The organism is Lysinibacillus halotolerans (genome assembly GCF_003711845.1).
Taxonomy (GTDB): Bacteria; Bacillota; Bacilli; order Bacillales_A; family Planococcaceae; genus Ureibacillus; species Ureibacillus halotolerans.
This window is the reverse complement of record NZ_RHLQ01000024.1, coordinates 1-11,996: the sequence shown is the minus strand read 5'-3', so window position 1 is coordinate 11,996 and position 11,996 is coordinate 1. Positions and strand designations below refer to the sequence as shown.

Below are 11,996 nucleotides of genomic sequence, written 5' to 3'. Positions count from 1 at the left end.
CATAAAAAGTACCATTCAGATTGAAAGCTGAATGGTACTTTTTCGTTTTGCAAATATTAAATTTTAAATCGATCTACTAATTGTTTTAACTCGATGGCCAGTGTATCCAACTCGGCTGTATTTTTCGATACTTCGTCAATGGAACGAGTAAACTCATTCGAAGTAGCAGCTGTTTCTTCAATTGCTGCTGCCGATTCTTCTGACATAGCGGCCATTTCTTCCGTTGCTTCACTCATTGATTTTGCCCGGGAAACATTTTCTGATAGATAAACGATTATTTCTTCTACGTTATTTACCATATTGGAAACTGAATGGCTAATTTGCGTAAACGTTTCACTTGTTGCATGAATTTGTGTTGTGCCAAGACGTACTTCTGAATATCCGTCTTTTAATGATGTTTCAACCATTGCTGTTTCATTATGAATATTTGAAACGATTTGCGTAATGTCTGTTACGGATAAAGATACTTGTTCTGCTAGTTTCTTTACTTCATCAGCGACAACGGCAAATCCTTTCCCATGTTCACCGGCTCTTGCGGCTTCAATCGCTGCATTTAACGCTAGAAGATTCGTTTGGTTTGCGATTTGTTCAATGATTAAAACTAACTTTTCGATTTCTTTTGTTTGACTTTCTAAATGCCCCATTTTTCCAACGGCATCTTGCATAATTTGATTAATATTATTCATCTGCGCGTTCGATAATTGCATTAATTTAGTACCTTCGTTTGTTAATTCAAGTACCTTTAAAGAATCTTTATGAACTTGCTCGCCCTTTTCATTTGTCTTTTCAATACTTTCTGTGAAGTTACTAATATTCGACGCTAGATCTGCAATGTTTTGGGCTTCACCTTCAGTTCCAGATGCCAATTCCTGCATAGTGGAAGAGATTTGTTCCGAACCAACTTGTATTGTAGTCGATAATTGTTTTAAAACATCGCTTTTTTGATTGACGCTTGTTGCTGCCTTTGCAACTTTTCCAATTGCTTCGTGCAGGTTTTCTTGCATCGTTTTCGTTGCATTAGTAAGTAGACCTATTTCCCCTTTTTGTGAGCTTTCTTTTATATTCAATTGTAAGTTACCTTGAGAAAGCTCATTCATGACATTGGCAACTTCTACAACAGGCTGTGAAATTCTTTTACTCATAAAGAATGAGATAACGAAAACAATAATGATGGTAATGGCGATTAAAATGACTGCGAATAAAAAGATATTTTGTTTTGATTCTTGAAGAATAGATATATCTTGCTCAATACCGATCGCTGCAATGATTTCATTTCCTGTAGGATCATAAATTGGCAAAATGGATTCTATTATTTCTTCATTTTGGTAGGAAGATAGTTCACCTTCTTTCACCGATGTTAGGAGATTACTTTTCATTTTAGTGTTAAGTTTTGACTCATCGGAAGATTGAACGATAAGTCCTTCCATATCGTATAAACTAATTGTAACCCCCTGTAACATTTCGCTTAAATCCTTAATAAATTGACCGTCCACACCTGTTTGTAAAGTGCCAATGACTTCGTTATTTGAAATAATAGGAGTAAAGGCGCGAACGGATAATCCGCTATTACCAAATTCAAATCCTGCTACGGATTCGCCCTTTAAAGCTTGTTGAATCGCTGCTAAATCACTTTTATCATCACCATACTTCTCTGGGTTATGGGCACGTAACATGACAGTTCCAGTAGGATCTCCAAATTCAAAAACAGATAATTGATGTTCTGCTGATAGACGGGAGTAGACATCTTTCACAGAACTTAATAATTGTTCCCGATCACCATTTTCGAAGGTTGTTATAATCTCATCATTTTGAGAATACATCTCCGTAATTTTTAATAAGTTTTCGGATATGTTGTTTAATTCTGTTTGTACAATATGTATCATTTTGTCTTGCTGGTTTTCTGTCACTTTGCTAAATCCATTATTCGTTGAAGCGAAGATTGTAGTTGTTGCGATAATTAAAGGGATCACCGAAAGTGTTAAGAAAACGACGATTAATTTACTTTTTAAGCTATGTAATTTTACCTTACCCATAGAAACTCCTTTAATATAGTATTTTCCTACATAGTATCACAAAATATTGAGTTGAATTGTTAATTTTATGTATCGAAATGACTATAGAATTGTTATAACAATATTCCTATGCTCGTGAATATTTATCGAATAGATTTAATTGCTATCACTGTTTAATTTAGCCAGTAATGTGATATGATTTTTTCAAATGGACTTGAATTGGGTGTGAAGAAATGATTCTAGTGCTAAATGTAGGAAACTCTAATATTGCATTAGGGATATATGTAAAGGATAAACTAACTTATCATTGGAGAATGGAGACGGATCGCCATAAAACCGAAGATGAGTATGCAATGCAAATAAAGTCCTTTTTCGCGCATGTCGGGATTGAATTTGAACAAATTGAAGGAATTATTATTTCTTCTGTAGTTCCTCCAATCATGTATGTATTGGAGGAAATGTGCCGAAAGTATTTCCACATTAAACCTTATGTCGTTGGTCCTGGCGTGAAGACAGGGTTAAATATTAAGTATGACAATCCTAAAGAAGTAGGAGCGGACCGTATTGTCAATGCGGTAGCAGCTTTAAATGAATATGGAGGTCAGCCGTTAATTGTTATAGATTTCGGTACTGCCATTACGTATTGTTACATTAATGAAAAAGGTGACTATATGGGAGGGGCAATTGCTCCTGGTATTGCCATTTCTACTGAATCCCTTTTTACAAAGGCTTCGAAGCTACCGCGTATTGAAATATCGCGTCCTTCAAATATTATTGGAAAGAATACCATTTCCGCAATGCAATCAGGTGTTCTTTATGGGTTTGTTGGACAAGTAGAAGGAATTGTCGGTCGAATGAAAGAACAGTGTAAAGAGGAGCCCCTTGTTATTGCAACGGGAAGTTTGGCGAAATTGATCTCAAACGAAACAAAGATAATCGATGTCGTAGACCCATTTTTAACGTTAAAAGGGTTGCATGTTATTTATAAAAGAAATCAATAAGAAATGAGGAATGACAACATGAGTGATTACTTAGTAAGGGCTTTAGGTTTTAATGGGAAGGTACGAGCCTTTGCAGCTAGAACTACAGAAACAGTAGGGGAAGCTCAACGCCGACATAATACATGGCCAACGACGACGGCAGCACTTGGTCGATCCATGACAGCAGCAGTGATGATGGGGGCTATGTTAAAGGGTGAAGATAAGCTAACAGTAAAAATAGAAGGAAATGGTCCAATCGGTCCAATGATAATTGATTCTAATGCGAAGGGAGAAGTACGTGGTTTTGTCACGAACCCTCAAGTTCATTTCGAATTAAATGACGTTGGTAAACTAGACGTTCGTCGTGGTGTAGGAACAGAAGGATCGCTTACCGTTGTAAAAGATTTAGGGTTACGGGACATGTTCTCCGGTCAAACACCAATTGTTTCCGGGGAAATTGCCGAAGATTTCACTTATTATTTTGCTGTTTCTGAGCAAGTACCCTCTTCAGTAGGATTAGGGGTTTTAGTGAACCCTGATAATACGGTACTAGCATCTGGTGGTTTTATTATTCAATTAATGCCTGGCTGTGATGAAGAAACAATTTCACAAATCGAACAGCATTTAAATAATATTGAACCGGTTTCTAAGATGATCGAAAAAGGATTAACTCCTGAAAAAATACTAGAGGTAGTACTTGGGGAAAACAATGTGCAAATATTAGATAAAACTCCTGTTCAATTTAAATGTCAATGTTCGAAAGAGCGATTTGGTGCGGCTATTATTAGTTTAGGTGTGCAAGAAATTCAAGAAATGATAGATGAAGACGGTGGTGCAGAAGCGCAATGTCATTTCTGCTTAGAAAAATACCACTACAATCAACAAGAGCTTGAAGGTTTTATCAATGAAATCAAACAATAATAATGTAAATAAGCCAACGAACCAAATACCTCTTTCTCAAAGACGTTTAAAAACAAAACCGGTATTAACTTTATTAGCTATACTATTTATTGGTAATATTTTTTGGTTTATTCTTTGGCTATGGCCAGATGGAAATAATGAAAATGGTGGCGACGAAGTAGTCGCTACCATTGATGGGGAAAAAATAACCCGTCAACAGTGGATGGCAGCTATGGAGAGTCGATACGGAAAAGAAACATTACAAACACTCGTTAATGGGGCTGTCATGGAGAAAGCTGCGAAGGAATATGATATTAAAGTTACCGATGAAGAAATAGATTTAGAAATTGCGTTGATGCGCTCTGCTCAGGATAAGACGGATACAGCGATACAAGAATTAACGGACAAAGAGTTACGACAAGAGGTCCGTGCTCAATTAATACTTGAGAAAGTACTGACAAAGGATGTTGTAATCGATGAGCAACAAATAGAAGAATATTATAAAGAGAATCAATCATTATATAACATCCCTACTACATACAGGACGAGCATTATCGTTGTAGAATCCGAAGAAGATGCTAAAAGTGTTCAAAAGGAATTGGAAGAGGGGTCAGATTTCTCCGTTCTTGCTCGAGAACGTTCCCTTGATACAACTTCAGCTAGTTTAGGTGGCGATATCGGATTCATTACGACAACACAAACGAATATAGATAAAAGTATCCAAGAAGCGGTGGAAAAATTAGACTCAGACGAAACAAGTGAACCTTTTGTCATGAATGATGGCCGCTATGGTATTGTGCATGTGAAGGAAGTAAATGATGGAAAATCCTTTGCTTATGAAGAAGTGAAAGGTCAAATTGAACGGGTGTTAGCCTTAGAACAATTACCGTCAACTATTACACCAGAGGCCTTTTGGAAAGAATTTGATGCAACTTGGTTTTATGGAGAAGCGTCATCTTAAAAGTGTAAAATATTCTCAATATTTAGTTCCAATCTATTGACATAAAGGATAGGAAGTTGGTAATATACTAAATAGGTAAAACCTATAAAAATAGTAGGTATTAAGGAGAGGGATGACAATTATGAGTAAATTGGCAAATTCAGTTGCTGAATTAGTCGGCCGCACACCAATCGTTAAATTAAACCATGCAACAAATGAAAATGAAGGTAATGTATACGTTAAATTAGAATTTTTTAATCCGGGAAGTTCAGTAAAAGATCGTATCGCCCTAGCAATGATCGAAGCTGCTGAAAAAGACGGCACTTTAAAACCAGGTGGTACAATTATTGAACCGACTTCTGGTAATACAGGTATTGGTTTAGCTATGGTCGCAGCTGCAAAAGGTTACCGTGCAATTTTAGTAATGCCAGAGACAATGAGTATTGAACGTCGTAAATTACTTCGTGCATATGGAGCTGAATTAGTATTAACACCTGGACCAGAAGGTATGAAAGGTGCTATTGCAAAAGCAGAAAGTTTAGCAAAAGAAAATGGTTACTTCTTACCACAACAATTTAACAATCCTGCTAATGCTGAAGTACACCGTTTAACTACAGGCCCAGAAATTGTAGAAGCATTTGACGGGTTAAAATTAGATGCGTTTGTAGCTGGTGTTGGTACTGGAGGTACAATTACTGGTGCTGGTGAAGTATTAAAAGAGAAGTATCCTGATATCGAAATTATCGCAGTTGAACCAAAGGATTCTCCAGTATTATCTGGCGGTAACCCTGGTTCCCACAAAATCCAAGGTATCGGTGCCGGCTTTGTACCAGAAGTATTAAATACAGAAGTTTACACTTCTATCTTCCCTGTAGATAACGAAACTGCTTTTGAAGTAGCTCGTAAAACAGGTCGTGAAGAAGGTATTCTAGTAGGTATTTCTTCAGGTGCTGCAATTTATGCTGCAATTGAAACAGCGAAACGCCTTGGTAAAGGTTCTAACGTTTTAGCGATCGTCCCATCCAACGGTGAACGTTACCTATCTACAGCTCTTTACAATTTTGAAGACTAATATTAATAATTAATTTTGGCATTACCTCTAAAGGGTGATGCCTTTTTATATTTCTTTAATATTTAGACGAATGAAGAAATATAAAGTAAAATGATATGATAAAAAGAGAAACAAACTTAGCTATTTTGAACGAGTAAATAAAGTGATTTACATAGATTGAAGTGAAAGAGGGGTTTAGATGCTTTCTAAATATCCAAAACCATTAGTATTTAATAATATAGAGCTTGACTATACAAAAGAAACCGTTGTAATGGGGATTTTAAATGTGACCCCCGACTCTTTTTCAGATGGAGGAAAGTATAACTCGATTGAAGCTGCCGTTCAACATGCAAAAGAAATGGTCACAAATGGCGCGAAGATTATTGATGTAGGTGGGGAATCGACTCGTCCTGGTTATACTCGAATATCCGATGAAGAGGAAATTGAGCGGGTTGTACCTATTATAAAAGCGTTATTGAAAGAAGTACCTGCTATTATTTCGATTGATACATATAAATCAGCTGTTGCCCGTGCAGCAATTGAGGCAGGAGCCCACATAATTAATGACATTTGGGGTGCGAAGGCAGATCCGGAAATGGCAAAAGTTGCTGCGGAGCTGCATGTTCCGATTATTTTAATGCATAACCGTAAAGAGGAACAGTATAACGATTATTTTGAAGACTATTTAAACGACTTAAAAGAAAGTATAGCCATTACAAAAAATGCAGGTGTTCCTGATGAACATATTATATTAGATCCAGGTATAGGATTCGTGAAAAACTTGCAGCAAAGTATTGAAACGATGCAACGTTTAGACGAGCTAGTTGAGTTGGGCTACCCTGTATTACTTGCAACTTCTCGAAAACGAATGATTGGTACAATATTGAATTTACCATTAGAGGAACGGGTAGAAGGAACCGCAGCAACATGTGCTTATGGAGTGATGAAAGGTTGTCATATAGTGCGTGTTCATGATGTTAAAGAAGTGGCCCGGACTGTAAAAATGATAGATGCCTTAATGGGGAAATTTACGATAAGTGAAGAACTACCTAAAAGACACTAACCGCTTTAAGGAGAATGAAGATGGATTATATACATTTAAGAGAAATGCAGTTTTTTGGATACCACGGTGTATTACCAGAAGAAACGAAGTTAGGTCAACGTTTTCGTGCATCTGTTTCGTTGGCAGTAGATATTCAACAAGCAGGTCTAACCGATGAATTGAATGATACCGTAAGTTACGTGGGTGTTTATGATATATGTAAAGAAATTATTGAAGGCACGCCATATAAGCTAATTGAAGCCGTTGCGGAAAAAATTGCAACGACGATTTTATCAATATATGAAGGACAAGTATTCGGCTGCAAGGTGGAAGTTATAAAACCAGATCCGCCTATCCCAGGTCACTATAAGGAAGTAGCAGTTGAAATTGTAAGAGGGCGTTTTTATGAATAACGTTTATTTATCTATTGGAACGAATATCGGAGATCGGGAACAAAATTTAAAGCAAGCTATAAAAATGCTACAAGGCAAAAAGAATATCACGGTAAAAGCGATTTCTTCCATTTACGAAACGGCTCCCATAGGTTATATTGATCAGCCATCATTTTTAAATATTGCGGTATTGATTCAAACATCCCTTTCTGCTTATGAAACGCTAGAAGTATGCCAATCGATTGAAAATGAATTAGGAAGAGTACGAGAAATTCGATGGGGTCCACGAATCATTGACCTTGACATTTTGCTGTTTAATAACGAGAATATTGAAGTTGAGAATTTAATTGTTCCTCACCCTAGAATGTATGAACGAGCTTTCGTTTTAGTTCCTCTCCGTGAAATCCTTCAATATCCTTTGACTGACAAGCTTCAATTAGTAGAAACGAGTGTTGAAAGTATGGATTTGCAAAAGGAAGGCATTCTTAAGTGGAAGCATATTAACAATGTGGAAGAATTTTTGATAGCGGAAGATTCTAGGTAGGAGTATTAAATCTTACTTAATTTAAAATGAAACGATGAAGATTCAAATCGTTCAATATAAAGGGTTTTTAATATAAGAGGAGGAGTCCCCATTGACTACACAAAATAAGCCGTTTCAAATCGGTAATATAGTTATGGATAACCGTGTTGTTTTAGCACCGATGGCAGGCGTTTGTAACTCTGCTTTTCGTTTAACAGTAAAAGAATTCGGTGCCGGCTTAGTATATGCAGAGATGATTAGCGATAAAGGTCTTGTACAACGCAATAAAAAAACATTAGATATGCTTTATATTGATGAACGTGAAAACCCACTTTCATTACAAATTTTCGGTGGAGATAAAGAAACGTTAGTAGAAGCAGCAAAATATGTAGATAAAAATACGAATGCAGATATAATTGATATCAACATGGGGTGCCCTGTAAACAAAATTATTAAATGTGAAGCAGGGGCGAAATGGCTATTAGATCCTAATAAAATTTATGAAATGGTTTCAGCGGTAGTTGATGCAGTAGATAAACCTGTAAGTGTAAAAATGCGTATTGGTTGGGATGATGAGCATATTTTTGCTGTGGAAAACGCTCAAGCAGCTGAACGTGCCGGTGCATCTGCCATTGCGATGCATGGCCGTACACGTGTACAAATGTACGAGGGTCGTGCTAATTGGGATATTATTAAAGAGGTAAAGAAAAACATTCATATCCCATTCATTGGTAACGGGGATGTGGAAACACCTCAAGATGCAAAACGTATGTTAGATGAAACGGGTGTTGATGCAGTCATGATTGGCCGTGCTGCTTTAGGTAATCCGTGGATGATTTACCGAACTGTACAATACCTTGAAACAGGGGAATTAAAACCCGAACCATCTGTACGTGAAAAAATGGATGTTTGCTTACTTCATTTTGAACGTTTAATGCAACTAAAGGGTGAAGGTGTGGCAGTACGTGAAATGCGTAAACATGCATCCTGGTACTTAAAAGGTATTCGTGGAAACGGAAAAGTTCGAAATGCTATTAATCAAGTAGAAACAGCTCAGGAACTTCGGGCGTTACTTAATGGTGTAGTCGATGAATTAGAAGAGCGACAACAGGCGGAAGCTATTTAAAAGGAAAAGAGGCTGGGACAAAAGAAAAATGTTAGACCAAAATTGTAAATGGTCTAACATTTTTTTGCGGTATAAAGGCGTAATCGAAGTTTTAAATCAGAAAGTTAATGCCCGACTTTTAGATTTCCTCAAAAATTCGAGTTATGTCCCAGCCTCTTTTTGTTTATTTTGCTAATTGTTCTTTTGTTGGACCCATGACGCCAGGAACAGGTAGTCCCGCTTGTCGAAGGAGTACTTGCATTTGTGCACGGTGATGGGTTTGATGATCGACCATCATACGAAGAATTGCTCCGATTGGCGTTAGTTGGCCGTGGCTATTTACTTCATTAAGAAGTGCTTCGTCAGATAATTGTTCTTTTGCAATTTGAATGATGTTTTCACTTACTGAACGATACGTATTCATGATTTCGCTCAATTTATCTGGAGTATTCTTTGGATTTAATTCCACATTAAGTGCTATACCGATTTGCCCCATAAAATATGCTGGTGCAGTAGTTAAGTGCCAGCTTAACCATTCGAGAGAACTATGACCTTCTACAATTGAGAAATGCTTTTTTTCTTCTGTAATAGATTCAAAAATAGCTAATGTACCTGAGCTATTGCGCTCCCATTCTTGAATAAAATCGTTTATATTACGATACATACTAAATCCCTCCTTTTATCAGAAATTTTAGCATGTCTAAGGATGAAATATGTAATAATCAATCTTGAAAAAACAAAACTCGTAACATTTTCAATCGAAAGAGGTGAATAGAACGAAGAAATTGTGTACAATAGGTACATTATGGATTAAATGATCGCTAACGGCGGAAAATGAATTATACATGGATATAATTGTTTTTAATTGAAGTAATACCGCTATATTCGGTTGTCTGTTGTCATTGTGAAAGCAAAACATATAAACTAATTTTGTTTTGTTACAGAATGATATCCGTCGAAGCTTTATCTTCAGTTTTATTAAAATGAACTGAGCAAGGAAATGTCCAAGTTACCATGCCGTAATAGCTGGTGTTATACTGAATAAAGGAAAATAAGGAGTGATAAACGTGTCAAACATTGAAGATTTAAACGACCAACTTTTGGTGAGACGCCAAAAGATGACGAATATTCGTGAAAATGGAATGGATCCATTCGGTAGTCGATTTGAACGTACGCATTTATCTTCAGAGATTCGTGAACAATTTGGAGAACTTACGAAAGAGCAATTAGAAGAGTCGCCACAAGAAGTGACAATTGCTGGTCGTATTATGACAAAACGCGGAAAAGGAAAAGCTGGTTTTGCTCATATTCAAGATTTAGGTGGTCAAATTCAAATCTATGTACGTAAAGATCGTGTCGGTGATGAAGCGTATGAATTATTTAATACTGCCGATTTAGGAGATATTGTCGGTGTTCGTGGTAATTTATTCGTAACGAATGTTGGAGAACTTTCTGTTAAGGCAGAAGAATTTACGTTCCTAACTAAATCTCTTCGTCCAATGCCAGAAAAATTCCATGGTCTACAAGACGTTGAACAACGTTATCGTCAACGTTATCTAGACTTAATGACGAATGCAGATAGTAAACAAACATTTATTACTCGTTCAAAAATCATTCGTGCTATTCGTAATTACTTAGATAACCATGGTTATTTAGAAGTTGAAACACCGATGTTACATTCTATTGCAGGTGGGGCAGCAGCTCGTCCATTTATTACGCACCATAACGCATTAGATATGGAACTTTATATGCGTATCGCAATTGAACTTCACTTAAAACGTTTAATTGTTGGTGGTCTTGAAAAAGTTTATGAAATTGGACGTGTATTCCGTAATGAAGGTATTTCAACTCGACACAATCCAGAGTTTACGATGATTGAGTTGTACGAAGCGTATGCGGATTATCGAGACATTATGGCATTAACTGAAAACTTAATTTCACATGTTGCACAAGAAGTTCTCGGTACAACAACTGTTCAATATGGCGAAGATCAAATTAATCTTGCGCCAGGTTGGAAACGAGTACACATGGTTGATGCAGTAAAAGAGGCAACAGGTGTAGACTTCTGGCAGCCAATGACGAAAGAGGAAGCACAAAGCTTAGCGAAAGAGCATGGCGTTGAAATTAAAGAAGCTCATGAAGTGGGTCATATTATTAATGAATTCTTTGAACAAAAAGTAGAAGAAACTTTAGTACAGCCAACATTTGTATTTGGTCACCCGGTTGAAATCTCACCACTTGCAAAGAAAAATCCGGAAGACCCACGTTTTACAGACCGTTTCGAATTATTCATTGTACGTCGTGAGCATGCAAATGCATTTACAGAATTAAATGATCCGATTGACCAACGTGAGCGTTTTGAAGCACAGCTTGCTGAAAAAGCAGCTGGTAACGATGAAGCTCATGAAATGGATAATGATTTCATTGAAGCATTAGAATACGGTATGCCGCCAACAGGTGGGTTAGGTATCGGTATTGACCGTTTAATTATGCTATTAACAAATGCACAATCGATTCGTGATGTATTATTATTCCCAACTATGCGTCACCGTGATTAATAATTAGTTTTAGCAAAGGAGCGAGGGAGTGATTATCCCTCGCTTTTTATTATGACGATATAATTCAATCGTATGGTTTAAGAGAGTAAAAAGCGGATATAATAAGTTATATTCAACTTTTTTCGTTTTTCTATTAATATTTTAAAAAAACACTTGCATTCAAAAAGAAATGATGTTAAAGTATTATACGTCGCTAAAAGCGGTGAATAAAATGATAATGCTTTCTAATTTGTTATTGACAACTAGAATTGAAAGTGATAGTATTTAAAAGTTGCTATTTCGTATCGGCAAAAAACTTTTTTAAAAATATGTTGACTAATATAATGTTGGTTGATATAATATAAAAGTTGTCATTGAAACGGCGACGAAACGTGAACCTTGAAAACTGAACAACAAAACGTTAATGAAATACAGTTTCAACTTAACAGTTGAAACAAAATTTTGGACATCATTATGATGCCAGTGTAAATTTAGAGCTTTATCAAATTTTCTT

Annotated in this window: 11 protein-coding genes; 9 read left to right on the top strand and 2 right to left on the bottom strand. The window is 36.4% G+C overall.

Features of this window, described 5'->3' with window-relative positions; translation table 11 throughout:
- Positions 1–56: 56 nt before the first annotated feature.
- Positions 57–2,033, bottom strand: coding sequence for a methyl-accepting chemotaxis protein (locus EC501_RS10580; RefSeq protein WP_122972265.1), 1,977 nt, complete (start codon positions 2,031–2,033; stop codon positions 57–59).
- Positions 2,034–2,245: 212 nt separating this feature from the next.
- On the opposite strand from EC501_RS10580, the gene EC501_RS10575 reads away from it, so the two are divergent.
- From EC501_RS10575 to dusB, 8 genes are all read left to right on the top strand, one after another.
- Positions 2,246–3,013: a type III pantothenate kinase gene (locus EC501_RS10575; RefSeq protein WP_122972264.1), complete on the top strand. Its 768-nt coding sequence runs from the start codon at positions 2,246–2,248 to the stop codon at positions 3,011–3,013.
- 18 nt (positions 3,014–3,031) lie between these two features.
- Entirely contained in the window at positions 3,032–3,913 is an 882-nt protein-coding gene (hslO, locus tag EC501_RS10570; RefSeq protein WP_122972263.1) for an Hsp33 family molecular chaperone HslO, read from the top strand.
- Complete coding sequence (locus EC501_RS10565) at positions 3,897–4,853, top strand: peptidyl-prolyl cis-trans isomerase (RefSeq protein WP_122972262.1); 957 nt, start codon at positions 3,897–3,899, stop codon at positions 4,851–4,853. Before hslO ends, EC501_RS10565 begins: the two co-directional genes overlap by 17 nt.
- Before the next feature lie 121 nt (positions 4,854–4,974).
- Positions 4,975–5,904 carry a cysteine synthase A gene (gene cysK / locus EC501_RS10560; RefSeq protein ID WP_122972261.1) on the top strand — a complete coding sequence of 310 codons (930 nt, stop codon included), beginning with the start codon at positions 4,975–4,977 and terminating at the stop codon, positions 5,902–5,904.
- 178 nt (positions 5,905–6,082) lie between these two features.
- Positions 6,083–6,946 (top strand): dihydropteroate synthase, encoded by an 864-nt coding sequence (gene folP / locus EC501_RS10555; RefSeq protein WP_122972260.1) that lies wholly within the window; start codon positions 6,083–6,085, stop codon positions 6,944–6,946.
- 20 nt (positions 6,947–6,966) lie between these two features.
- Positions 6,967–7,338 (top strand): dihydroneopterin aldolase, encoded by a 372-nt coding sequence (folB, locus tag EC501_RS10550; protein ID WP_122972259.1) that lies wholly within the window; start codon positions 6,967–6,969, stop codon positions 7,336–7,338.
- The gene (gene folK / locus EC501_RS10545; RefSeq protein WP_122972258.1) at positions 7,331–7,861 is read left to right on the top strand and encodes a 2-amino-4-hydroxy-6-hydroxymethyldihydropteridine diphosphokinase; all 531 of its coding nucleotides are present in this window, start codon (positions 7,331–7,333) and stop codon (positions 7,859–7,861) included. The genes folB and folK overlap by 8 nt, the downstream gene beginning before the upstream one ends.
- Before the next feature lie 91 nt (positions 7,862–7,952).
- Complete coding sequence (dusB, locus tag EC501_RS10540) at positions 7,953–8,966, top strand: tRNA dihydrouridine synthase DusB (protein ID WP_277749718.1); 1,014 nt, start codon at positions 7,953–7,955, stop codon at positions 8,964–8,966.
- Positions 8,967–9,129: 163 nt separating this feature from the next.
- Here dusB and EC501_RS10535 read toward each other — a convergent pair whose 3' ends face one another.
- On the bottom strand, positions 9,130–9,609 hold the full coding sequence (locus EC501_RS10535; protein ID WP_122972257.1) for a DinB family protein: 480 nt from the start codon (positions 9,607–9,609) through the stop codon (positions 9,130–9,132).
- Positions 9,610–10,003: 394 nt separating this feature from the next.
- Between EC501_RS10535 and lysS the strand changes: the two genes are divergently transcribed.
- Positions 10,004–11,503 (top strand): lysine--tRNA ligase, encoded by a 1,500-nt coding sequence (lysS, locus tag EC501_RS10530; RefSeq protein WP_174232682.1) that lies wholly within the window; start codon positions 10,004–10,006, stop codon positions 11,501–11,503.
- Positions 11,504–11,996 lie beyond the last annotated feature (493 nt).